We start from the raw sequence: 23,429 nt of genomic DNA on the forward strand, positions 1-23,429 counted from the left end.
GCCCGCATGCCCCGTCACCCCCGTCACGTGCCCTGTCAGCTTCCGCACGCCCCCTCTGCCCCGTGCCCCATCAACCCGCGCGCAGCGACACCGCCATCGCCTCCACCGCCAGCAGCGGCGCCACATTGCGGTCCAGCGCCTCGCGGCAGGCGGCGATCGCCTCTATCCGGCGCAGGGTCCGCTCCGGTGTCGAGGCACGGGCGACCCGGTCGAGCGCGTCCTGTATGTCCTCGTTGGCAAGCGCGATCCGCGAACCGAACTGGAGCGCCAGCACATCGCGGTAGAAGCCCGTCAGCTCGGTGAGGGCGAGATCGAGACTGTCCCGCTGCGTACGGGTGGAGCGCCGCTTCTGGCGATCGGCGAGCTCCTTCATCACCCCCGCCGTGCCCCGGGGCATCCGGCCGCCCGCCGAGGCGCCGAGTGCGGCCTTCATGTCCTCGGTCTCCTTGGCGTCCACATCCTCGGCGACCTGCTTGGCGTCCTCCGTCGCGGAGTCGATCAGCTCCTGCGCCGCCTTGAGGCAGCCGCCCATGTCGTCCACGCGCAGCGGCAGCTTGAGAACGGTGGCGCGGCGGGCGCGGGCCCGTTCGTCGGTGGCGAGCCGACGGGCGCGGCCGATGTGTCCCTGGGTGGCGCGGGCGGCGGCATGGGCCGCTTCGGGCTCGATCCCGTCGCGCCGTATCAGGACATCGGCGACGGCTTCCACCGGTGGGGTACGCAGTGTGAGGTGGCGGCAGCGCGAGCGGATGGTGGGCAGCACGTCCTCCAGGGAGGGCGCGCAGAGCAGCCAGACCGTACGGGGCGCCGGCTCCTCCACCGCCTTCAGCAGCACATTGCCCGCGCCCTCGGTGAGGCGGTCGGCGTCCTCCAGCACGATGACCTGCCAGCGGCCCACGGCCGGGGAGAGCTGGGCACGGCGCACCAGCTCACGGGTTTCCTTGACTCCGATGGACAGCAGATCGGTACGGATCACCTCGACGTCGGCGTGCGTGCCGATCAGGCTCGTGTGGCAGCCGTCGCAGAACCCGCAGCCCGGCTCCCCGCCCAGCGCGCGATCCGGGCTCACGCACTGGAGGGCTGCGGCGAAGGCGCGGGCCGCGGTGGAACGGCCCGAGCCCGGCGGTCCGGTGAACAGCCACGCATGCGTCATCTTCGACGCCTCGGGCGGCGCGGTGCCCGAGGCTTCTGCCGTCACGAGCGCGTCCGCGTCACGGGCGGCGGCGGACAGCGCCGCCTGAACGCGGTCCTGCCCGACCAGGTCTTCCCAAACGGTCATTCGCCGTCACCGCCTCCTTGCCGTCTGCTGTCCTGCGGATACGGATCCGTGACGGCCCTGTACGGATCCGTGCAGCCATACGCGGCCACACGCGGCCGAGCCCAGGCGCACCGCCCACTGTGCCGCCCGGAACGCTCGGTGCCGCTCGGAATCCATTGTGGGGCCGGGGTCTGACAGCCCGGCCCCACCGGCGCGAACACGCCACTCGAACAAACAGCACCGACCGGCGACCACACCACCCGAATCCAGCGCGGCCGGCCGAATCCAGCTACAGCACGGACCAGTGAGCCAGCACCGGCCTACCGGCGGCGGCGCCTGCTGTCGGGCTCGTCGTCGTCCTCGCGCGGGCCGAGCAGTTCGTCCGCCAGGCTCGGAAGATCGTCGAGCGGAGTCTCCTCCGCCCAGTCCGAACGCCGGCGCGGGCGATCCGACCGCTGCTCCGGCTCCCGTACCGCACTGTCCTGCGGGTCGAACTGCGGCAGCTCCCGCGTACGTTCGTTGCCGCCGTCCCCGCGCGGAGCGGTCTCGTCCTCGCGGAAGAATCCCTGCGGCACCCGGTCGGCCGGATCGGCGTCCCGTACGGGCTGCTCGGCCTGTAGCGGCGGAAGCACGGCCGTCTCGTCGGCCTTACGTGCCCAGCTAGGCACCTCCGGCCGCTCCGGCACCTGCGGGATGACCGCCGTCTCCTCGGCGTCCGGCACGTCCCTCTTCCGCAGATCGTGCCGCCGTACCGCCGGAACTTCCTGCGTCACGTCGTCCGAGGCAAGCGGCTGCTTCACGAGGCGCGTGGGCACCGTGATCTCATTCGGCGAAATCCCGGAGCCGGCAGACGCACCCGAAGCCCCGGCGCTCCCGGCGGCTGCACCAGGCCCACCGGTTCCGCCGCCTCCAGCGCCGCCGCCTTCAGCGCCGCCGCTGCCTTCTGCGCCTCCGGCCGACGAAGCCTCTGCCTCCTCGGCCAGCCTCCGTGCCTCCTCGGCCCGGAGCAGTGACTCCTCCGCCCTGCGTTGCTTCTCACGGCGCCGCTCCTCGGCCTCCGCGCGCAGCCTCGCCTCTTCCTGGGCCTGCCGCCTGAGCCGCGCCTGTTCCGCTTCGTACGCGCGCTCCTCGGCCTCCCGCCGCTTGCGCTCCTCCTCGGCCAGCCGCCGCGCCTCCTCGGCACGCTGCCTGGCCTCCTCCGCCTGCCGCTCGGCCTCGCGCTGCCGCTCCTCCTCCAGCTCGCGGCGCTTGCGCTCCTCCTCCTCGGCGCGGAGCTTGGCGAGCTGCGCCTGGCGCTCGCGCTCCAGCCGCTCCTCCTCGGCCTTGCGCGCGGCCTCTTCCTCCGCCCTGCGCCTGGCCTCCTCGATGGCGGCCTTCCGCGCCTCCTCCTGGGCCTTCACCTCGGCCTCGGAGAGCGGCAGCATCTGGTCGAGCCGGTGCCGTACGACGGTGGTGACCGCCCCCGGCTCCTGAGCGGCGTCGACGACCAGATAACGACCCGGGTCGGCGGCGGCCAGGGTCAGGAAGCCCGACCGTACCCGCTGGTGGAACTCGGCCGGCTCGGACTCCAGCCGGTCCGGCGCCTCCGTGAACCGCTCGCGTGCCGTTTCCGGCGAGACATCGAGCAGCACGGTCAGGTGCGGTACGAGCCCGTCCGTCGCCCAGCGCGAGATACGGGCGATCTCGGTCGGCGAGAGATCGCGCCCCGCGCCCTGGTACGCCACGGACGAGTCGATGTAGCGGTCCGAGATGACGATCGCGCCGCGCTCCAGGGCGGGGCGCACGACGGAGTCGACATGCTCGGCACGGTCCGCCGCGTACAGCAGCGCCTCCGCGCGGTTCGACAGACCTCCGCTCGACACATCCAGCAGGATCGAGCGCAGGCGCTTGCCGACGGGCGTGGCACCTGGCTCGCGGGTGACCACCACTTCGTGGCCCTTGGCACGGATCCATTCCGCCAGCGCCTCGACCTGGGTCGACTTGCCGGCGCCGTCTCCTCCCTCGACCGCGAGGAAGAAGCCGCTCTTGGCTGGAGCCTGCGCCGGATCGGCGCCACCACGCAGCGCGTCGCGGAGATCGCGACGCAGCGGCACCCCTGAACGGTCGTCCGTCTTGGCCAGGACGACCGCCGCGACCGGGAGCAACAGCGCGCCTACCAGCATCAGCGTGAAGGCCGCGCCGTCGTGCGCGAAGACAAAGGTTCCATTGGCGAGGCGGTGCGGGCCGATGGCGGCTGCGACGAGGGGGGCGACAACCACGCCGAGCGCGACAAAAACCCTTACAACGGCTTGCAGGTGTTCGGTGACTCGATTACGACGGTACTCCTCCGCCTCCAGGTCGATAAGCGCGTGGCCGGTACTCGCCACGACCCCGGCCGTGAAGCCCGCGAACAGCGCGAGGAACACCACAGTCGCCGTGTCCGGCACCAGCCCCATGGCCAGCAACGCGATCCCGGTGACGGCGATCGCCAGCGCGAACAGACGCCGCCGCGACAGTGAGGGCAGCACCTTCGCGGCGCCGCGGATGCCCAGTGCCGTACCACCGGTCAGGGCGAGGACCAGCAGAGCGAAGGCGACAGGACCGCCGCCGAGGTCCTTGGCGTGCAGTACGGAGACGGCCACGGCGGACGCGACGGCCGCCGCGATCGCGCCGCAGGCGAGGACCAGCAGAGGCAGCGCGCCCGTACGCCCCTTGTCCCGGGCGCCACCACTGCCGTCGGCGCCACCGGCACCGCCGCCATCAACAGCGTCAACGCCCGCGCCGACACCAGTACCGCCCACGGCCGACGGCCTGCGCAGCCCTTCGAGCGGCGACCGCGGCCGGGGCGTGTGCCCGTCCGGCAGCTCCAGGAAGTACAGCGTGGACACGGACGCGGCGAACAGCCCCGCCGCGACATACGAGCCGAGCGCCGCCTGATGCAGCGAGAACCAGTCGACGCCCGTGCCGATCAGGCTGCCGACCAGCGTGGCCACCAGCAGGACAGCCGCCGCGACGGGCACCGCGGCGAAGGTCGTACGGAGGGAGAGCCGGCGCAGCGCGTCGAGGTGGTCGGGCAGCGGCCGTACCGCGGCGCCCTCCAGCGGCGGGGCCGGCAGCAGCGCGGGCGCGGCACTCTCCTTGGCGACCGTCCAGAACCGCTCGGCGACCCCCAGCACGAAAACGGTGCTGAGAAGGATCGGGAGCGCGCGGTCCGGCGACCAGTCGATCCACAGCGGCGCGATGATGAGCAGCACAAGGCGGAGCACATCCGCGACGATCATCGTCCAGCGGCGGTCCAGAGGCCCACCGTCCTTCGCCTGCTTGACCCGCTTGGCCCGCTTCTTGGCCGCCTCACCCGCCCCGTCGGCCGCCTCGTCCACAGGCTCTGCCACGGCCTTGGGAGCAGGCCGTGCGGACCGTACGCCACTGCCCGGCTCGATCAGCGACGACAGCGGCCCGAGCAGGACCGCCCCGAACAGCAGCGTCGCGAGAACCCGGGCGCCGAACACCGCCGCGACGGCGAACGCCGCGCCCCGGTATCCCGCCCCGAACGAGCCCTCGGCGATCGCCGCCTGCAACGACAGCAGCAGAAGCACGAGTACGGCGAGTACGTCGCCGACGCCGCCGGCGAACTGCGCGCCCCACAACCGCCTCAGCGGAGGAAGGCGCAGCAGAGATCGCACGGCACGCTCTCGTGAGTCTGCGGCAAGTGCGTCGGAGTCGGAGGTGGGGCTCACGACCGTTGGCTGCTCGGCTCGCGTCATTCGGCCAGCCTATCGGGAGCTGTTGACTCCCTGGTGTCCCCGTCCGAACATGCGGGCGCCCATTGCCTGCGGCAATCCGGAACAACTCGGACCACCCGCCGCCATCCAGACTCCCGCACGAACCGCGCCGTGCCGTCCCATAAACGAACCGCACCGTGAACGAACCGCATCGCACCGAACCGCACCGCGATCAACCGCAGCGCGGCCAACCCCCCGCCCCCGCACCGCAACCAGCCGACGCGCGCCCTACCGCTCCCGGTCCGTCACTCGTCCGTCTTCGCCGAAGCCGCAGCCTTCGCCGACGCCGTCTTCTTGGCCGCCGCCGCGGTCTTCGCAGCCGCGGTCTTCGACGCCGTCGTCTTCGCCGCGGCCTTCTTCGCCGTCGTCGTCTTCTTGGCCGGAGCCTTCTTCGCCGCGGCCTTGGCCGTCTTCTTCGCGGTCTTCTTGGCCGGACCCTTGGCGCGCTTCTCCGCGAGCAGTTCGTACCCGCGCTCCGGAGTGATCTCCTCGACGCTGTCCCCGGTCCGCAGGGTCGCGTTCGTCTCGCCGTCGGTGACATACGGCCCGAAACGCCCGTCCTTCACCACCACCGGCCGCTCGCTCACCGGGTCCGTGCCCAGTTCCTTCAGCGGCGGCTTGGCCGCGGCCCGCCCGCGCTGCTTCGGCTGCGCGTAGATCGCCAGCGCCTCGTCCAGCGTGATGCTGAAGAGCTGGTCCTCGGTCGCCAGCGACCGCGAGTCCGTGCCCTTCTTGAGATACGGGCCGTACCGCCCGTTCTGCGCGGTGATCTCAACGCCCTCGGCGTCCTGGCCGACCACTCGCGGGAGTGACATCAGCCTGAGCGCGTCGTCGAGCGTGACCGTGTCCAGCGACATGGACTTGAAGAGCGAGGCGGTACGCGGCTTGACCGCGTTCTTGCCGGTCTTCGGGGTGCCGTCCGGGAGGATCTCGGTGACATACGGCCCGTACCGGCCGTCCTTCGCCACGATCTGATGACCCGTCACCGGATCCGCGCCCAGTTCGAAATCGCCGCTCGGCTTGGCCAGCAGCTCCTCCGCGTACCCGACCGTCAGCTCGTCGGGCGCCAGGTCCTCCGGCACATCGGCCCGCTGATGACCCTCTTCGTCCTTGTCGCCGCGCTCGACATACGGCCCGTACCGGCCGACGCGCAGCATGATGCCCTCACCGACCGGGAAGGACGAGATCTCGCGCGCGTCGATGGCGCCGAGGTCCGTGACCAGCTCCTTGAGACCGCCGAGGTGGTCTCCGTCGCCGTTGCCCGCGCCCGATGCGAGCCCCGCGTTGTCGTCGCCCTCGCCGAAGTAGAACCGCTTCAGCCACGGCACGGCCTGGGCCTCGCCCCGCGCGATGCGGTCGAGGTCGTCCTCCATCTTGGCCGTGAAGTCGTAGTCGACCAGCCGGCCGAAGTGCTTCTCCAGCAGATTGACCACGGCGAAGGACAGGAAGGACGGGACGAGCGCGGTGCCCTTCTTGAAGACATAGCCGCGGTCGAGGATGGTGCCGATGATCGAGGCGTACGTCGACGGGCGGCCGATCTCGCGCTCTTCCAGCTCCTTGACCAGCGACGCCTCGGTGTAGCGGGCCGGAGGCTTGGTCGCGTGACCGTCGACGGACAGTTCCTCGGCGGTGAGCGCGTCGCCCTCGGCGACCTGCGGCAGCCGGCGCTCGCGGTCGTCCAGCTCGGCGTTCGGATCGTCCGCGCCCTCCACGTACGCCTTCATGAAGCCGTGGAAGGTGATCGTCTTGCCGGAGGCGCTGAATTCCACGTCACGGCCGTCGCTCGACGTGCCGCCGATCTTGACGGTGACGCTGTTGCCGATCGCGTCCTTCATCTGGGAGGCGACGGTCCGCTTCCAGATCAGCTCGTACAGCTTGAACTGGTCGCCGGTCAGACCCGTCTCCGCAGGCGTACGGAAACGGTCGCCCGAGGGCCGGATCGCCTCGTGCGCCTCCTGCGCGTTCTTGACCTTGCCCGCGTACGTGCGCGGCCTGTCCGGCAGATAGCTCGCCCCGTACAACTGCGTGACCTGCGCACGAGCAGCCGAGACGGCCGTGTCGGAGAGGGTCGTGGAGTCCGTACGCATATAGGTGATGAAGCCGTTCTCGTACAGCTTCTGCGCGACCTGCATCGTGGACTTCGCCCCGAAGCCCAGCTTGCGCGAGGCCTCCTGCTGGAGGGTCGTCGTACGGAACGGGGCGTACGGGGAGCGGCGGTACGGCTTGGACTCGACCGACCGGACCGAGAAGGAGGCGTTCTCCAGGGCGGCGGCGAGCGCACGCGCGTTGGCCTCGTCGAGGTGCAGCGCCTGAGGGGTCTTGAGCTGTCCGTCCGGGCCGAAGTCCCGGCCCTGGGCGACACGCCGGCCGTCGACCGCGTTCAGCCGGGCGACCAGCGAGGACGGGTCGGAGGCGTCTCCGGCGCGGCCGGTGGAGAACGTACCGGTCAGGTCCCAGTACTCGGCGGACCGGAACGCGATGCGCTCGCGCTCCCGCTCGACGACGAGCCGGGTGGCGACGGACTGCACCCGGCCGGCGGAGAGGCCGCGCATGACCTTTTTCCACAGGACCGGCGAGACCTCGTAGCCGTACAGCCTGTCGAGGATACGGCGGGTCTCCTGCGCGTCGACCATGCGCGAGTTCAGCTCACGCGGGTTGGCGACGGCGGCCCTGATCGCGTCCTTGGTGATCTCGTGGAAGACCATCCGCTTGACGGGGACCTTGGGCTTGAGGACTTCCTGGAGGTGCCATGCGATGGCTTCGCCCTCGCGGTCCTCATCGGTGGCGAGGTACAGCTCGTCGGACTCGGCCAGCAGCTCCTTGAGCTTTCTGACCTGGGCCCGCTTGTCGGCGTTGACCACATAGATCGGCTGGAAGTCATGTTCGACGTCCACACCGAGGCGGCGCACCTCGCCGGTGTACTTCTCGGGCACCTCCGCGGCGCCGTTCGGGAGGTCGCGGATGTGCCCGACGCTCGCCTCGACGACATAGCCGGGGCCGAGGTAGCCCTTGATCGTCTTCGCCTTGGCAGGCGACTCGACGATGACGAGTCGGCGGCCGCCGTGTGCGGTCTCGCTGGTCGGGGACAACTTCGCTCTTCTCTCCGGTCGACGCTCGGTGGGCCCGTACGGCACCGTACGGGCGTACGGCACGGCCGGGCGCGGACGGCCCAGCGGTGACGCTGCTTCGCTGCGGAGTGTGACGGTACAACCCGCCCCCGTGTCAAACGGCAAAAGCCCGCAACGGCCACTCGAACGGTAACCCGACTCCAGCCATTCCTGCCGCCCGGACCCCCGGGCCCGTCGCGTCGGGAACCGGTGGCGAAGGTTCCGCCGGGGTGCTTCAAGCTGCCCCGGTCGCGGGGCTCCGAAACCCGTCCGGTGCAGGTCGAGCCGCCTGGCGGCGGTCTGCGCGCACCTGTTCGATCATGGCCCGGGGATTCCGGCCGGGCTCGGAGAACCGGGATCAGACGCGACCGAAGCACCACACGCCGAGAGCGAGAAAGACCACGCCCGAGAGTGTCGCGAGCGTGATGGACGCCGCAGGCCGTATCCCGTGGGCGACGGGTGCGCGATGGAGCACGCGTACCCCGGTCCACAGCAGCAGTCCGGCGCCGAACAGCGCGAATGTCGCCCCCGCGAAGATCGCCGGCCCACTTTCCATGCCCGTACCTCACTCCTTGCGCGATGCCGTCCCGTGGGGCGGCAGGGATCCAGGAGGCCGAGGCTGGCACCTCGGGGCGTCAGCGGTACGAATTCCGGGTGAACGCCCCGCACGCGTTCCCCCGGCCCGCTACGGCCGGTGCGAGGGTGCCGCCCGGCATGCCGCAGCACCAGCCGAGAGCCACGGCGCGCCCGGGGCCGGTCTCGGTCGGCCTCGGCAGCCGCTCGGCCGCCGCCGGACGGTCCAGGCGGCGTTCCGGACAGGGTCGGTCAAGTCCGGTCCAAGCCAGATCGAGCCGGACCGAGTCGGATCGAGCCGGGTCAGACTCGGCCGGATCGGACCGCCTCAAGGCGTCGCTGAGCCCGCATCGGCCCCTGGCGCATCGCCCGCCGCGCGCCTGCGCGCCCGACCGCCCGGCCGATCCCGGGAGCCGTCAGCCCGCATGTCGATCATGTACGTACCGGCCCGATCGCGTGCGTCCGGCCGATCAGGTACGTACCGACCGAGTGCACGCGCCGACCCAGGTACGCAGGCCGGCCCGAGTACGCACCATGCCCGGCCCGCCCGGCACCCCGCGCCGCCCGCCCGTCGTGCCCGCCCGTCATTCAGAAGTCGGTGCCGGTTCCAGAAAGCCCTCCTCCACCAGGAGACGGATCGCCTGCGGCGTACGGTCACGGAGCAGCACCGGATCCTCCTGCATGAGCTGAGCGATCGCGTCCACGATCCGGCCGGCGCTCAGCCTCCCGTCACAGACCCCCGCGAATCCGGCCGCGACCGCGTCGACCTTCGTCGCCCGCCGCATACCCCGGTGCTGCCGCAGCACCACATGCTCCGGATCCTCGGCGCCCGGCAGCCCCACCTGCTCCTGGACGACCTCGGGCGCCAGGACGAAGTGCCCGGTGAGCAGGCCCGCGTCGTCGTGCGCGCGCAGATAGTCCTGCCGCTCGAAGTGCGCACGTACGGTCTCGCCGAGCGGCTGCTCGACCGGGTGCGGCCACTCCTCCACGACAACTGACTGCCGCTGCGCGCCCGACTTCCTGAGAGTGATCCAACCGAAGCCGACGGCCTTGGTCTTACGGGTCTCGAACTCGTCCAGCCACGCTTCGTACCGCGCGGCGTACTCCTCCGGATCCTCCCGGTGGTCCCCGCTGTCCCGCAGCCACAACTCGGCGTACTGCGTGACGTCCTGGACCTCGCGTTGCACGATCCAGGCGTCACACCCGGCCGGCACCCATGAGCGCAGCCGCTGCTCCCACTCCTCCCCCTCCACGTGCTGCCAGTTGGCGAGGAAGTGCGCGAAGCCGCCCTCGCGCAGCCGCTCCCCCGCTTGCTGAACGAGCGTCCGGCACAGATCGTCCCCGCCCATCCCGCCGTCCCGGTAAGTCAGCCTGGCGGCGGGCGAGATGACGAACGGTGGGTTCGACACGATCAGGTCGTACGTCTCGTCCCCGACCGGCTCGAACAGCGATCCCTCGCGCAACTCGGCGGCCGGCGCGCCGGACAGAGCCAGCGTCAGGCGGGTGAAGCCGAGCGCCCGCGGATTGAGATCGGTGGCGGTGACCCGTGTGGCGTGCTGGGTCGCGTGCAGCGCCTGGATACCGGAGCCGGTGCCGAGATCGAGCGCCTTCTCGACGGGAGTACGTACGGTGATCCCGGCCAGGGTCGTCGAGGCGCCGCCGACGCCGAGCACCACCCCCTCGTCATGGCCGCTGGCCCCTGAGGCGCCCCCGACTGCGAGCCCCAGGTCGGAGACGATGAACCAGTCCTGCCCCGCCGGCCCGCCGTACGGCCGGACATCCACCGTCGCGCGGACCTCCGCCCCGTCCCGTACCAGCCAGCCGTCCGCCAGCGTCTCGTCCAGCGGCAGCGCGGCCGCCGCGCGCTCCCCCGAAACCGGCCTCTGGAGCAGAAAGAGCCGTACAAGCGTTTCGAGCGGCGTGTCGCCACGGGTGGCGCGCAGCGCGGGCACGGTCTCGCTGCGGGCCAGCGCGGCGTACGCGGGCGCGCCGAGCAGGTCGAGGAGGCCGTCGACGGTGAAGTCCGCGGCGAGCAGAGCCGCACGGAGTCGGGTCGAGTGGTCGGGCGTGGGAAGGCTGGTCGTACTCACCCGCCCATTGTGGCGGCTGCCACTGACAACGGCCCGCGGCCCGGTCCCTCCGTTCGGGGGGACCGGGCCGCGGTGCGGTGTTCGAGAGCGGGAGTTGCGGGGTTTACAGGAGGTACGGGGGTACGACGTACGGGCCGTGACGCGAGCGGGACACGAGGCGGAGGCGCGCCGCCCAACCCTGGCAGCGCGCCGCCACCGTCACGCCCGTACGGCCTGGTGCCCATCGGGTCGGCCGGGCCCTGGGGAGGTGTCTTGCCGAGGGCCTGGCCGCCGGACCGGGCCTAGCTGCCGTCGGCGGGCGCGCCGGTGCCGCCGGCGTTCGCCGCCGGGGTCTTCTGGCAGCCGGACTGCTTCGCCATCGCCGCGCCGACAGCGCCGGACTGGAGCTGCCGGAGCGCCTGGTCACCGCTCTTGCTGAGCTTGTCCAGCTCGTCCGCGACGTCCTTGAGGCCGTCGGCGAAGTCCGCCTGGTCCTTCGTGTCCAGCCCGTCGACCTTCTTCTGGAGGCTCGCGTACGCCGCCGAGGTGGCGTTGAGTTCCTTCACGGCCTCCTGCTGCGTCTTCTCGCCGTCGGCGACGGGCGGGGCGCCCGCGCTGTTCACGGCGGAACCCAGCGCCTTGTAGGCGCCGGAGATGGACTGGAAGGCCGCGGAGTCGGTCTTCTGGACATCCGCGGGCTTGGTGCTGTCCGAGGTCGCCTGCTGGATGGAGGTGTTGGCGGCCCCGATCTTGCTCAGCTCGGGCTGAACCTGGTCGCAGACCTTCTTGGCCCAGTCGTTCACCTTGCTCTCGCTGTCGTCACTGCAACCGGACAGCGCCATGAGCAGTACCGCACCGCCGGACAGCGCGGCCACAAGCTTCTTGTTCACCGGATGGTCCCTTCCAAGGCTCTCGGCCCCGGAACATACACGCCATGTGGGCGACAACCGCGCCCCAGTAGCCCAGTCTGTGTGCTATTGCAGCCATTTGCACCAAGGGAGAGAACCCTCACGCTCACCACACGTTCCCGGTGGTGCCCACGGGCGGGCGGCGCGTCCCTCCGCGCCGCCCACCCGCTGCCTCTCCGGTACGGTCATGGACCGGCCGGTACGGTCACGGGCCCCGGTCGGACCTCCGGCCGGCCATCAGGAAGCCACCGCCGGATCGGGCGACTTCTCGCTCCCGCCGCCGGAACCCTCGCCGCCGCTGCCGTCCCCGTCGCCCACCGCCACGGAACGCCGCTTGGAGACGTACACGGCCCCGACGATGACGGCGATGGCGAGGACCGCCACCACGGCGCGGATCCCCGCGCTCGCGTCGCTCCCGTAACTGAACTGCACGACCGCCGGCGCGATGAGCAGCGCCACCAGGTTCATCACCTTCAGCAGCGGGTTGATCGCCGGACCCGCGGTGTCCTTGAACGGGTCCCCGACCGTGTCGCCGATCACCGTCGCGGCGTGGGCGTCGCTGCCCTTGCCGCCGTGGTGGCCGTCCTCGACGAGCTTCTTGGCGTTGTCCCAGGCGCCGCCCGAGTTGGCCAGGAAGACGGCCATCAGGATGCCGGTGCCGATCGCGCCGGCCAGGAAGGAGCCGAGCGCCCCGACCCCGAGCGAGAAGCCCACCGCAATCGGGGTGAGGACGGCGAGCAGCCCCGGGGTGGCCAGCTCGCGCAGCGCGTCCTTCGTACAGATGTCGACGACACGCCCGTACTCCGGCTTCTCGGTGTAGTCCATGATCCCGGGGTGCTCGCGGAACTGCCGTCGCACCTCGTACACCACCGAGCCGGCAGACCGCGACACCGCGTTGATCGCCAGTCCCGAGAAGAGGAAGACGACCGCGGCGCCGAGGACCAGGCCCACCAGATTGTTGGGCTGGGAGATGTCCAGGCTGAGGGTCAGCCCGCCCGCCGTGGCGCCCACGTCCGCGACGGCCGTGGCGATGGCGTCGCGGTACGAGCCGAAGAGCGCCGCCGCGGCGAGTACGGCCGTGGCGATGGCGATGCCTTTTGTGATCGCTTTCGTGGTGTTGCCGACGGCGTCGAGGTCGGTGAGCACCTGGGCGCCCGCGCCCTCTACGTCGCCGGACATCTCGGCGATGCCCTGGGCGTTGTCGGAGACCGGACCGAAGGTGTCCATGGCGACGATGACGCCGACGGTGGTGAGCAGTCCGGTGCCGGCCAGCGCCACCGCGAAGAGGGCGAGCATGATCGACGTACCGCCGAGCAGGAACGCCCCGTACACCGCGAGACCGATCAGCAGCGCTGTGTAGACGGCGGACTCCAGGCCGATGGCGATCCCCGCGAGCACCACGGTGGCGGGGCCGGTCAGCGCGGACTTGCCGATGTCCCTGACCGGGCGCCTGGTGGTCTCGGTGAAATAGCCGGTGAGCTGCTGGATCAGGGCGGCGAGCACGATGCCGATGGCGACCGCGACCAGGGCGAGCACGCGCGGGTCGCCGGAGTGCGTCAGGATCGCCTGGTCGTCCACTCCGTCCAGCCCGGCGTACGAGGACGGCAGGTAGACGAAGACCGCGACGGCCACCAGGGCGAGCGAGATCACTGCGGAGATGAAGAAGCCCCGGTTGATGGCGCTCATTCCGCTGCGGTCGGCGCGGCGCGGGGCGACCGCGAAGATGCCGATCATCGCCGTGATCACGCCGATCGCCGGAACGATCAGCGGGAAGGCGAGCCCGAAGTCCCCGAACGCCGCCTTGCCGAGGATCAGCGCGGCGACGAGCGTCACGGCGTACGACTCGAAGAGGTCGGCGGCCATGCCCGCGCAGTCCCCGACGTTGTCGCCCACGTTGTCGGCGATGGTCGCGGCATTGCGCGGATCGTCCTCGGGGATGCCCTTCTCGACCTTGCCGACCAGGTCGGCGCCGACGTCGGCGGCCTTGGTGAAGATACCGCCGCCGACTCGCATGAACATGGCGATCAGCGCGGCGCCGAGCCCGAAGCCCTCCAGTACCTTCGGCGCGTCGGCGGCGTAGACGAGGACCACGCAGGAGGCACCGAGCAGGCCGAGGCCCACCGTGAACATGCCGACCACACCGCCCGTACGGAATGCGATCTTCATCGCCGTGTGCGCAACGGCCGTGAGATCTTTTTGCGGCTCGCCCTCCGCCGGGGTCGCCTCGCGCGCGGCGGCGGCGACCCGCACATTGCTGCGTACGGCGAGCCGCATGCCGATGTATCCGGTGGCCGCCGAGAAAAGCGCACCCACCAGGAAGAACAGCGAACGTCCCGCGCGCTGCGACCAGTTGTCGGCCGGAAGCAGCATCAGCAGGAAGAACACCACGACGGCGAAGACGCCGAGGGTGCGCAACTGCCGGGCCAGATAGGCATTGGCGCCTTCCTGTACGGCCGCCGCGATCTCTTTCATCGAATCGGTGCCCTCGCCGGCTGCCAGGACCTGCCGGACCAGTAGCTGGGCGACAAACAGCGCCGCCAGCGCGACCACCGCGATGACGATCACGATGAGCCGGTTGTCGTCCGTGAGTATCGCGGCCGCGAGAGAAGTGGGGTATTCGGACAGTTGTGGATGGAAGTGCCCCGCCATTCGTCCTCCTTGACGCTCAGCGTTCAAGATGGACGGATTGTAGGGAGCAGAACCTGATCAAAACAGAGCACGCCACATGTAATTGACCTTGACTTATCCGTAAGCAAATGATCGCACTGAAAATAAGTAATGGGATAAACGCATTGATGAAATGATCGACGATCTTCCGGGAAATAGGAAAGGCCCTGCTCAGCAGGGCCTTTCAAGGCAGGACGGCAGGGCCGTTCGATCAGGGCATCGCGGCTCGGAGCAGCACGGCTCAGGGCATCGCCACGGCCGGAGTCGTCGGCCAGCTCATCCGGATGACGCCACCGTCGTCTCCGGAGGTGACTTCCACATCGTCGACGAGCCCGCTGATCACCGCGAGCCCCATCTCGTCCTCGCCCTCGGCGTCGCCGTCATGGAGATCACCGGAGGACGTTCCCTCGGGCGTGCCCGAGTCCGCGCCACCGGCACCGCCACCGGTGCCGGTGACGCCGTCGCCGACCTCGATGGAGAAGTTCTTCTCCTCCTCGGTCAGCACGACCCTCACCGGGGCGGTGATGCCATGGCTGCGGTGCAGCCCGACCGCCCGGCTGCATGCTTCACCGACCGCGAGTCTGACCTCGTCCAGGACTGCTTCGTCGACACCGGCCCGGCGTGCCACAGCGGCCGCCACCAGGCGGGCCGTCCTGACATGTTCGGGCTGGGCGCTGAAACGCAGTTCAACGGTGGCCATGCGATCCCCCTCGAACGTACGAGCGTGCGAACTCACGAGCGAGGGCATCCGGGCGGAACGCCCGGTGCCTCTGCCCTCTTCCGGAAGCTGCGGCCGGCCTCAGTCGGTGGCCGCCACGGCCTCGTCGACCGTGGTGTGGATCGGGAACACCTTGGTGAGACCGGTGATCCGGAAGATCTTGAGAATGCGCTCCTGGTTGCACACGAGACGCAGCGAGCCCTCATGGGCGCGCACACGCTTGAGGCCACCCACGAGCACGCCGAGACCGGTCGAGTCCAGGAAGTCCACGCCCTCCATGTCGACAACCAGGTGGTAGCTGCCGTCGTTCACCAACTCGACCAACTGCTCGCGCAGCTTGGGCGCGGTATACACATCAATCTCGCCACCGACCTCGACGACCGTACGGTCGCCACCAGGGCCGGACACATTGCGAGTCGACAGGGACAGGTCCACGGATCCTCCAGCACCTTGCTATCGAGCGGTCGCCCCTCGGGTCTCCCCGACGGAGCCAGGGGACGTATCGCCAGCCGCGATGGCATTCAATCACTTACCAGCAGTCGCGCACGACGCCTTGAGCCCATTGTCCGTCACACCAGTGACACACTCGATCCCGATGGCCAGGAATCTCCACCCCAGTGGGCCCCCAGCGAGCGGGGGCGACCGGCCCTCCCCGGCCACGGTCCTCGACCGGCTCGCCGCGGGAGCGGGCCGTGCTACGCGCATCACCCATACGGAGCACCTGCCCCCGCGCCCGGGACGTCATGCGGTCTGGCCCGACCGCGTCAGACCCGAAGTGATCAACGCCATTCTGCGGGCCGGGATCGATCACCCGTGGGCCCACCAGGCGGCCGCCGCCGAGCACGCCCTGGACGGCGAGTCCGTCGTCATCGCCACCGGCACCGCCTCGGGCAAGTCGCTCGCGTATCTCGCACCCGTACTGACCACGCTCCTCGACGGGGCCGAGGCCGCCAACGGCCGGGGCACCACCGCGCTCTATCTCGCCCCGACCAAGGCGCTCGCCGCCGACCAGCGCCGGGCCGTACGGACGCTGGCGGACCCGCTCGGCAACCGTGTGCGCCCCGCCGTCTACGACGGCGACACCCCCGTCGAAGAGCGCGAATGGGTCCGGCAGTACGCCAACTACGTCCTCACCAATCCGGACATGCTGCACCGGGGCATACTCCCGTCCCACCCCCGCTGGTCCTCCTTTCTGCGCTCCCTGCGCTATGTCGTCATCGACGAGTGCCACATCTACCGCGGCGTCTTCGGCTCGCACGTGGCCCAGGTGCTGCGCCGGCTCCGCCGCGTATGCGCCCGTTACGGTGCGAATCCGGTGTTCCTGCTTGCCTCGGCCACCGCCGCGGAACCCGCCGTGGCCGCCGGACGGCTGACCGGCCTGGCCGTACGGGAGGTCGCGGACGACGCCTCGCCGCGGGGCGAACTGGTCTTCGCCCTCTGGGAGCCCCCGCTCACCGAGCTGCACGGCGAGAAGGGGGCTCCCGTCCGCCGTACCGCCACCGCCGAGACCGCCGACCTCCTCACCGACCTCACCGTCCAGGGCGCCCGTACCGTGGCCTTCGTACGGTCCCGTCGCGGCGCCGAACTCATCGCCGTGATCGCCCAGGAACGCCTCGCCGAGGTGGACCGCTCCCTGGCCCGCCGGGTCGCCGCCTACCGGGGCGGTTATCTGCCCGAGGAGCGCCGCGCCCTGGAGAACGCGCTGCACTCCGGCGAGCTTCTCGGCCTCTCCGCCACCACCGCCCTGGAACTCGGCATCGATGTCTCAGGACTGGACGCCGTCGTCATCGCCGGCTACCCGGGCACCCGCGCCTCGCTGTGGCAGCAGGCGGGCCGCGCCGGGCGGTCCGGGGAAGGGGCGCTGGCCATCCTGGTCGCCCGGGACGACCCGCTGGACACCTTCCTCGTCCACCACCCCGAGGCGCTGTTCCAGCAGCCCGTCGAGTCCACCGTCCTCGACCCCGACAATCCGTATGTGCTCGCCCCCCATCTGTGTGCCGCGGCATCGGAACTTCCGCTCACCGACGACGATCTGACGCTCTTCGGCCCGGCCGCCCCGGGGCTGCTCCCGCAACTGGAGACCGCGGGGCTGCTGCGCCGCCGCGCCTCGGGCTGGTACTGGACCCGCCGCGAGCGGGCCGCCGACCTCGCCGACATCCGGGGCGAGGGCGGCCGTCCCGTCCAGATCGTCGAGGCTGCGTCCGGCCGGCTGCTGGGCACGGTCGACGAGGCGGCCGCCCACACCTCCGTCCACGACGGCGCCGTCCATCTCCACCAGGGCCGCACCTATCTGGTGAGGCAGCTCGATCTCGCGGACTCGGTCGCCCTGGTCGAGGAGGCGTCCCCGCCGTACTCCACCACCGCCCGCGACACCACCGCCATCTCCGTGCTCGAAACCGAGACCGAGGTGCCGTGGGGCGACGGACGCCTCTGCTACGGCTCCGTCGAGGTCACCAACCAGGTCGTCTCCTTCCTGCGCCGCCGGCTCATCACCGGCGAGGTGCTCGGCGAGACCAAGCTCGATCTCCCGCCGCGGACGCTCCGGACCCGGGCCGTCTGGTGGACGGTGACCGAGGACCAGCTCGACCGGGCCCGGATCAATCCGGAGCAGCTCGGCGGCGCGCTGCACGCCGCCGAACACGCCTCCATCGGGATGCTCCCGCTCTTCGCCACCTGCGACCGCTGGGACATCGGCGGAGTCTCCGTGCCGCTCCACCCGGACACCCTGCTGCCGACGGTCTTCGTGTACGACGGCCATCCCGGCGGCGCGGGATTCGCGGAACGGGCCTTCCGGACGGCCCGCGAGTGGCTCGCGGCCACCCGCGAGGCCATCTCCTCCTGCGAGTGCGACGCCGGCTGCCCGTCCTGCATCCAGTCCCCGAAGTGCGGCAACGGCAACGATCCCCTCCACAAGCGAGGCGCCGTACGCCTCCTCACCGAACTGCTGAGATCGGCTCCGGACCCGGCCGCCGTGGAAACCCCGGAGGCCGAGCCGGTCGGGCCGGTCGCGGAGTAGCGCCACTGCGGGCCGCGCTGTCATCTCATGGCGGCCTCCCCGCCTCCGGGCGGCAGCGTCGCCAGGGGCGGACCCGCGCGGGCCCTGACCGTCGGGGCGTACGGTCCGAAGGCGGCCCGGGCCGTCACATCCGCGATGCCCCCGCTCAGCGCGCACCTCACCACCTCCGCTCCCTGCGCCGACGCCACATCGGCCGCTCTGCGGCAGGCGTCCGCCGACCCCAGCAGTGCGTGGTCGGCCGCGGCGAGGGCCGCCAGATCGGCCGCCGCTGCCGCTCGGTGACGGGCGACCACCGCCTGTCCCATGGCGAGCACCGCCGCGAACACCACGCATATCGCGGTGGCCGCCATCGCCACCCACAGACTCGCCGAACCCCGGTCCCTGGTCACGACGCCGCCTCCACCGGTCCCGTGCCTTCCACGCCGTCCCCAGCGGCCTCCACGCCGTCCTCGGCCGACGCGGCGGCCTCGGCCGTGAGCGTCAGGCCCAGGGCGCCCGGCCCCGGCGTCGGAGCCTCCACCCGCGCCCGCCACAGATCGCCCGTACGCCCCAGCGTCACCTCGGCGCCCTCCGGGGCGGCCGAACGCGCCGCCTCCAGTGCCACGGCCCGTGGCTCGGACCGGGCGGCGGCCCGCGCCGCCGCCCGTGCCGCGTCCACGCACTGGATCTGGGCAGAGGCCGCCATCAGGGCCCAGACCAGGGCCATCGCGAACACCACCAGCGCCGGAAGCGCCACGGCCGCCTCCGCCGTCACCGACCCGCGCTCCGAACGGACGGCCTCAGATCTGCGCATTGAGCGCCTTCCCGAGCACCGACTGCAGCGCGGCCGAGACCGTCGCGCTCGTGACCACCTTGTAGAGCACCGCCGCGAGCGCGCAGGCCGCGATCGTCGCCACCGCATACTCCGAAGTGGCCATCCCGCTGTCGGTACGGAGCCGACGCGCCCACAGCCACCTCGTCCGGCCCGTCCGACCCACCTGACCCGCACGAACCATCCGTCGCATGGTCAACCACATGTCTGCCTCCCCGTAGGAATCGCTGGTTGGAAACTGAAGAGAAATCCCGGCCCAAGAGCCGGGCCGAAGGGCTCAGTTGCCCTTCAGCAGCCCGGTCGCGAGACCGATGACAACCGGGGCCACGCCCACCGCCAGAAACGCGGGCAGGAAGCAGAGCCCCACCGGAGCGGTGATCAGCACCTGAGCGCGCTGGGCCCTGGCCAGGGCAGTGCGCGACCGCTCCGCCCTCAGGCCGTCGGCCAGCCGGGACACCGGCTCCGCCGCCGGGGCTCCCGTGGCCCCGGCCCGCTCCAGGCAGCGGGCCAGTCCCGCCGCGCCCGGTATCGCGCCGAACCGCCCCCACGCCTCGGCCGGTTCACCGCCCAGCCGCAGCTCCGCCGCCGTGCGCGCCAACTGGTCGCCCACGGGTCCGCCCAGCGACTCGCCGACCGCCTCAGCCGCCTCCCGCGGCCCCGCTCCGGACGCCACACAGGCGGCCAGCAGGTCAGCGGCGAGCGGAAGCTGACGGGCCGCCTCTTCGGTCCGGGGACGGTCGTCCGGCTTCCTGGTACGCAGCCATCTCCGCACCCCGTACGCCCCGGCCAGCCCCACCAGCAAGCCGGGCACACCGCCGACCAGGACCCAGCCGCCGATCAGCGCGCAGAGCTGCGGGCCCCAGCGCCGCGCCCACGCCGCCGCCGCCGGTTTCGGCCGCCGCCGTCGCTCCTCGACTGCCAGCAGGGCCACGAGCCGCCCCCGCACCCGCCGTTCACGCCGTACGGCCACCACCGCCAGAGCCGCGCATCCCAGGGCGACGAGCACCGGGAGCGTTCCCCACAGCCTGTGGACGAAGTCCTGGCTCATGACGCCTCCCCGGCCCGTACGATCCGGGCGGCCCACCACAGGCCCACGCTCTCCAGCGCTCCGCCCACCAGCAGCAGGCCCCAGCCCGCCGGGGTGTGCAGCAGCACCCGCAGCGGATCCGCGCCCAGCGCCGAGCCCAGCAGCAGACCCGCCACCGGAAGCAGCGCGAGAAGCACGACCGTCGACCAGGCGCCCGCCAACTGCGCGCGCAGCGCTTCCCGTTGATCCCGCTCGGCCCGCAGCGCGGCCTCCAGCCGGTCCAGCCCCGCCGCGAGCCCCGCCCCGCCGTCGACGGCCACCCGCCAGCAGGCGGCGAGCCCCACAAGGCCGTCAGCGCCCGACTCACCCGCCGCCTGCCGCAGAGCGCGCGGTACGTCACCACCAAAGCGCGCAGCGGCCAGTACGGCGGCCTCGGCGCCCGCCAGCCCGCCCGTGGCCGCCGAGGCGGCCAGCAGGGCCTGTACGGGCTGGAGACCGGCCCTCAGCTCACCCGCCGCAGTGCCGCACAGCGCGACAATCCCGTCGGCCCGGCGCTCCCGCGCCCGCTTCCGCTCCCCGGCCCGCAGTCTCCGCCTCATCAGCGGCACCGCCAGCGCGCCCGCGATCAGCGGCAGCACCGACTCCCCCAGCACAGCGAGCACCACCGCCGGCGGCAGACAGAGCCACTCCCGGCCCAGCCTTCCCGCCCGCGCACGAGCCTCCGCCGCCCAGCGGCCCCGTAAAGGCCCGGCCAGGGCCTGGTCCGGCACGCCTGTGTCCGCGAACAGCAGCCTGGCCCGGCGCAGCCCGCGCCCGTACCCGGCCGTCAACCGGACCGCGGCTCCCGCGCACAGCGCGGCCGCGCATACGCAGGCGAGCATCCACAGGCCCGTCACAGCGCACCCCCGATCAGCTCCCGCAACCGTGGCCAGCCCCGCTCGTACGCGAAGCCCTCGGCTCCCCAGCTCAGCGCGGGCACGGGCACCACCAGCCCGGCGGTGTCCCGCTCCAGCACGTGCACCTCGGCGATCCTGCGGTGCCCGTCCCGGTCCCTCACGAGATGGATCACGGCCGAGAGCGCGGCCGCCAACTGGCTGTGCAGCGCCGTCCGGTCAAGGCCCGCGGCCGTCCCCAGGGCCTCCAGCCGAGCGGGAACGTCCGCCGCTGTATTGGCATGGACAGTGCCGCAGCCACCTTCGTGGCCAGTGTTCAAAGCGGCCAGCAGTTCGGTGACTTCAAGGCCTCTCACCTCGCCGACGACCAGCCGGTCGGGTCGCATCCGCAGCGCCTGCCGGACGAGATCGCGCAGTTCGACCAGGCCCGCGCCCTCCTGGTTGGCCGGCCGGCCCTCCAATCGCACCACATGCGGATGGTCGGGCCTCAACTCCGCCGAATCCTCGGCCAGTACGATCCGCTCCCGCGCCCCGACCAGGCCCAGCAAGGTCGAGAGCAGCGTTGTCTTTCCCGTACCCGTGCCGCCACTGATCAGGAACGACAGCCGGGCCTCGATCAGCGCCCGCAGCACGCTCTCGCCACCCGGCGGCACCGTCCCCGCCGCGGTCAACTCGCCCAGAGAGAACGCCTTCGGCCGCACCACCCGCAGCGACAGATACGTCGAGCCGACCGCCACCGGTGGCAGCACCGCGTGCATCCTGGTTCCGTCGGGGAGCCGGGCGTCCACCCAGGGTCTGGCGTCGTCCAGCCGGCGTCCCGCCACCGCGGCGAGCCGCTGAGCCAGCCTTCGTACGGAAGCGGCGTCGGCGAACGACACCGCCGTCAGCTCAAGACCGCCGCCCCGGTCCACCCACACCCGGTCGGGCGCGGAGACCAGCACATCGGTCACCGACGGGTCGGCGAGCAGCGCCTCCAACGGCCCGGTGCCGACCAGCTCGCACCGCAACTCCTCGGCGGCGCCCAGCACTTCCGTATCGCCCAGCAACCGCCCCTGTGCCCGTAGCGCAGCCGCCACGCGTGCCGGTGTCGGATCCGCGCCGCTCTGTGCGAGCCGCTGCCGTACGGCGTCCAGCAGCCCTCCGGAGGCCGTCCCGGCGGTCATGACGCCACGCTCCCGTCCCCGGCCAGCGCACGCTCCCAGAAGGCCGTACAGAACGCGGCCAGCGGTCCGCGCGCCCGGGCCCCCGGCGGCACCCCGCCGTCCTGGGCCTGCGGCAGGCCCGGCTCCAGTGGCACTTCGCCCGCGAGCGGGAGCCGGAGCGCGTCGGCGATCCACTGCTCGTCCAGTCCGGCCGCGTACGGACCGCGGACCACCGCCCGAAGGTCCGGGAGCACCATGCTCACCACCGAGGCCACCCGGCGGGCCGCCGCGACGGCCCGCAGCTCTGCGGGGACGACCAGCAGCCCCAGATCGAGCTGGGCCAGCGCCTCCGCCACGGCCTCGTCGACACGGCGCGGCAGATCCACGACCACGACACCACCGCGTCTGCGGGCGGCGGCGAGCACCGACCGCATCGCCTCCGGCTGGATCACCACCGAGTCTCCTCGGTCCCAGCTCAGCACCCGCAGTGCGTGGAGACGGGGCAGCGACTCCTCCAGCGCCCCGCCCGCGACCCGCCCCTTGGAAGCCGCGAAATCCGGCCATCGTCTGCCTTCCGCCTGCTCTCCGCCGAGCAGCACATCGAGCCCGCCGCCGAGCGGATCGGCGTCGATGAGCATCGTGCGGCGGCCGGCCCGCGCCGCGGTGACGGCCAGGGCGCACGCCAGCGTCGAGGCCCCGGCACCGCCCCGACCGCCGATGACTCCGACCGTCAGCGCCTGGCGGCCCACGCCCTCTACGGCGTCCGCGATCCGGTCGACGAGCCAGCTCTCCGCGTCGGGCAGCCGCAGCACGCACTCGGCGCCGATCTCCACCGCCCGCCGCCAGACTTCGGGGTCGTCCTGGTCACGCCCGACGAGCATCACACCCCGCCTGCGGGTGGCGCCTCGGCACCGTGCCGCCGCGTCGTCCCCGACGAGCACCATCGGGGCCTCTTCCCAGATCTCCTTGCGCTCCGGCACCGAGTGGTGCACCTGCGGCTCGGCGCCCGCCGCGGCGCACAGCCGCAGCAGATCGTCGAGCAACCCCATGTCCTCGGTGACGATCAGCGGTCCCGCCCCGCGTCCTTCGGCGACCTCCGACCGATCGGATGTCATGGATCCAGCCACGATCTCCGCCCCCTATCTATCTCTGTCCCGATCCGGATCTGCGAACGCTCTCTCGCGATCTCGCACTCATCCGGTATCGGCGATTCCGGCTTCCGCGAACTTCGCGACAGGAATCACCGTGCGGCGGAACGGAAAATCGTGTGGATCTTGCTCGAAAACTGTGGACAACTCACCAGTTGTGAATATCCCGCTCGCTCATACCGGTGACTTCCGGAGAGCAGCGCACCGACTACGCACCGTGACGCGTATACATGGAGAGAGGCCGCCGCACAGAGCCACCGAGAAGAGGAGGACGGCGTGATGGAGAGCCCAAAACGCGTCCGGACATGCGACGACCCCCGCCGGGGGGGAGAGC

At 71.7% G+C, this 23,429-nt stretch carries 17 protein-coding genes; 1 reads left to right on the forward strand and 16 read right to left on the reverse strand.

Annotation, left to right across the window (positions count from 1 at the left end; genetic code table 11):
• Positions 1-70 precede the first annotated feature (70 nt).
• The 9 genes from KQY30_RS15440 to KQY30_RS15485 form a co-directional block, all read right to left on the reverse strand.
• Positions 71-1,276 carry a DNA polymerase III subunit delta' gene (locus KQY30_RS15440; protein ID WP_217307316.1) on the reverse strand — a complete coding sequence of 402 codons (1,206 nt, stop codon included), beginning with the start codon at positions 1,274-1,276 and terminating at the stop codon, positions 71-73.
• Positions 1,277-1,575: 299 nt separating this feature from the next.
• A complete protein-coding gene (gene tmk, locus KQY30_RS15445) occupies positions 1,576-4,998 on the reverse strand; it encodes a dTMP kinase (protein WP_254407140.1) in 3,423 nt (1,140 codons plus the stop codon).
• 263 nt (positions 4,999-5,261) lie between these two features.
• A complete protein-coding gene (gene topA, locus KQY30_RS15455) occupies positions 5,262-8,105 on the reverse strand; it encodes a type I DNA topoisomerase (protein ID WP_217307317.1) in 2,844 nt (947 codons plus the stop codon).
• Positions 8,106-8,481: 376 nt separating this feature from the next.
• Positions 8,482-8,679, reverse strand: coding sequence for a hypothetical protein (locus KQY30_RS15460; protein ID WP_046496615.1), 198 nt, complete (start codon positions 8,677-8,679; stop codon positions 8,482-8,484).
• 601 nt (positions 8,680-9,280) lie between these two features.
• On the reverse strand, positions 9,281-10,786 hold the full coding sequence (locus KQY30_RS15465) for a class I SAM-dependent methyltransferase (protein ID WP_217307318.1): 1,506 nt from the start codon (positions 10,784-10,786) through the stop codon (positions 9,281-9,283).
• A gap of 281 nt (positions 10,787-11,067) precedes the next feature.
• Complete coding sequence (locus KQY30_RS15470; protein WP_046496611.1) at positions 11,068-11,655, reverse strand: hypothetical protein; 588 nt, start codon at positions 11,653-11,655, stop codon at positions 11,068-11,070.
• Positions 11,656-11,910: 255 nt separating this feature from the next.
• Positions 11,911-14,322: a sodium-translocating pyrophosphatase gene (locus tag KQY30_RS15475; protein ID WP_217307319.1), complete on the reverse strand. Its 2,412-nt coding sequence runs from the start codon at positions 14,320-14,322 to the stop codon at positions 11,911-11,913.
• A gap of 259 nt (positions 14,323-14,581) precedes the next feature.
• Positions 14,582-15,040 carry an ATP-binding protein gene (locus KQY30_RS15480; RefSeq protein ID WP_217307320.1) on the reverse strand — a complete coding sequence of 153 codons (459 nt, stop codon included), beginning with the start codon at positions 15,038-15,040 and terminating at the stop codon, positions 14,582-14,584.
• Between the two features lie 99 nt (positions 15,041-15,139).
• Positions 15,140-15,493 carry an STAS domain-containing protein gene (locus KQY30_RS15485; RefSeq protein ID WP_003967428.1) on the reverse strand — a complete coding sequence of 118 codons (354 nt, stop codon included), beginning with the start codon at positions 15,491-15,493 and terminating at the stop codon, positions 15,140-15,142.
• 79 nt (positions 15,494-15,572) lie between these two features.
• On the opposite strand from KQY30_RS15485, the gene KQY30_RS15490 reads away from it, so the two are divergent.
• Positions 15,573-18,074, forward strand: a complete 2,502-nt coding sequence (locus tag KQY30_RS15490) for a DEAD/DEAH box helicase (RefSeq protein WP_217307321.1) — start codon at positions 15,573-15,575, stop codon at positions 18,072-18,074.
• A 20-nt stretch (positions 18,075-18,094) separates the two neighbouring features.
• Here the strand turns inward: KQY30_RS15490 and KQY30_RS15495 are convergent, their stop codons facing one another.
• From KQY30_RS15495 to ssd, 7 genes are all read right to left on the reverse strand, one after another.
• Entirely contained in the window at positions 18,095-18,424 is a 330-nt protein-coding gene (locus KQY30_RS15495) for an Rv3654c family TadE-like protein (protein ID WP_367997479.1), read from the reverse strand.
• A 35-nt stretch (positions 18,425-18,459) separates the two neighbouring features.
• Complete coding sequence (locus tag KQY30_RS15500; protein WP_217307323.1) at positions 18,460-18,867, reverse strand: TadE family type IV pilus minor pilin; 408 nt, start codon at positions 18,865-18,867, stop codon at positions 18,460-18,462.
• Positions 18,854-19,069, reverse strand: coding sequence for a DUF4244 domain-containing protein (locus KQY30_RS15505; protein WP_254407141.1), 216 nt, complete (start codon positions 19,067-19,069; stop codon positions 18,854-18,856). The genes KQY30_RS15500 and KQY30_RS15505 overlap by 14 nt, the downstream gene beginning before the upstream one ends.
• Before the next feature lie 93 nt (positions 19,070-19,162).
• Positions 19,163-19,933 carry a type II secretion system F family protein gene (locus KQY30_RS15510; RefSeq protein ID WP_217307324.1) on the reverse strand — a complete coding sequence of 257 codons (771 nt, stop codon included), beginning with the start codon at positions 19,931-19,933 and terminating at the stop codon, positions 19,163-19,165.
• Complete coding sequence (locus KQY30_RS15515; protein ID WP_217307325.1) at positions 19,930-20,793, reverse strand: type II secretion system F family protein; 864 nt, start codon at positions 20,791-20,793, stop codon at positions 19,930-19,932. The genes KQY30_RS15510 and KQY30_RS15515 overlap by 4 nt, the downstream gene beginning before the upstream one ends.
• Positions 20,794-20,804: 11 nt before the next feature.
• A complete protein-coding gene (locus KQY30_RS15520; protein ID WP_217307326.1) occupies positions 20,805-21,968 on the reverse strand; it encodes a TadA family conjugal transfer-associated ATPase in 1,164 nt (387 codons plus the stop codon).
• The gene (gene ssd / locus KQY30_RS15525; RefSeq protein WP_217307327.1) at positions 21,965-23,062 is read right to left on the reverse strand and encodes a septum site-determining protein Ssd; all 1,098 of its coding nucleotides are present in this window, start codon (positions 23,060-23,062) and stop codon (positions 21,965-21,967) included. Before ssd ends, KQY30_RS15520 begins: the two co-directional genes overlap by 4 nt.
• Positions 23,063-23,429: the final 367 nt, after the last annotated feature.

Origin of the sequence: Streptomyces sp. GMY02 (assembly GCF_019056675.1) — a bacterium.
GTDB lineage: Bacteria > Actinomycetota > Actinomycetes > Streptomycetales > Streptomycetaceae > Streptomyces > Streptomyces odonnellii.

Coding starts and splice junctions, on each gene's coding strand:
- KQY30_RS15440 (WP_217307316.1), bottom strand. CDS start 1,276: ATGACCGTTTGGGAAGACCTGGTCGGGCAGGACCGCGTTCAGGCGGCG.
- KQY30_RS15510 (WP_217307324.1), bottom strand. CDS start 19,933: ATGAGCCAGGACTTCGTCCACAGGCTGTGGGGAACGCTCCCGGTGCTC.
- KQY30_RS15480 (WP_217307320.1), bottom strand. CDS start 15,040: ATGGCCACCGTTGAACTGCGTTTCAGCGCCCAGCCCGAACATGTCAGG.
- KQY30_RS15475 (WP_217307319.1), bottom strand. CDS start 14,322: ATGGCGGGGCACTTCCATCCACAACTGTCCGAATACCCCACTTCTCTC.
- KQY30_RS15495 (WP_367997479.1), bottom strand. CDS start 18,424: ATGGCGGCCACCGCGATATGCGTGGTGTTCGCGGCGGTGCTCGCCATG.
- tmk (WP_254407140.1), bottom strand. CDS start 4,998: ATGACGCGAGCCGAGCAGCCAACGGTCGTGAGCCCCACCTCCGACTCC.
- ssd (WP_217307327.1), bottom strand. CDS start 23,062: ATGACATCCGATCGGTCGGAGGTCGCCGAAGGACGCGGGGCGGGACCG.
- KQY30_RS15505 (WP_254407141.1), bottom strand. CDS start 19,069: ATGGTTCGTGCGGGTCAGGTGGGTCGGACGGGCCGGACGAGGTGGCTG.
- KQY30_RS15520 (WP_217307326.1), bottom strand. CDS start 21,968: ATGACCGCCGGGACGGCCTCCGGAGGGCTGCTGGACGCCGTACGGCAG.
- KQY30_RS15515 (WP_217307325.1), bottom strand. CDS start 20,793: ATGCTCGCCTGCGTATGCGCGGCCGCGCTGTGCGCGGGAGCCGCGGTC.
- KQY30_RS15490 (WP_217307321.1), top strand. CDS start 15,573: ATGGCATTCAATCACTTACCAGCAGTCGCGCACGACGCCTTGAGCCCA.
- KQY30_RS15500 (WP_217307323.1), bottom strand. CDS start 18,867: ATGCGCAGATCTGAGGCCGTCCGTTCGGAGCGCGGGTCGGTGACGGCG.
- KQY30_RS15460 (WP_046496615.1), bottom strand. CDS start 8,679: ATGGAAAGTGGGCCGGCGATCTTCGCGGGGGCGACATTCGCGCTGTTC.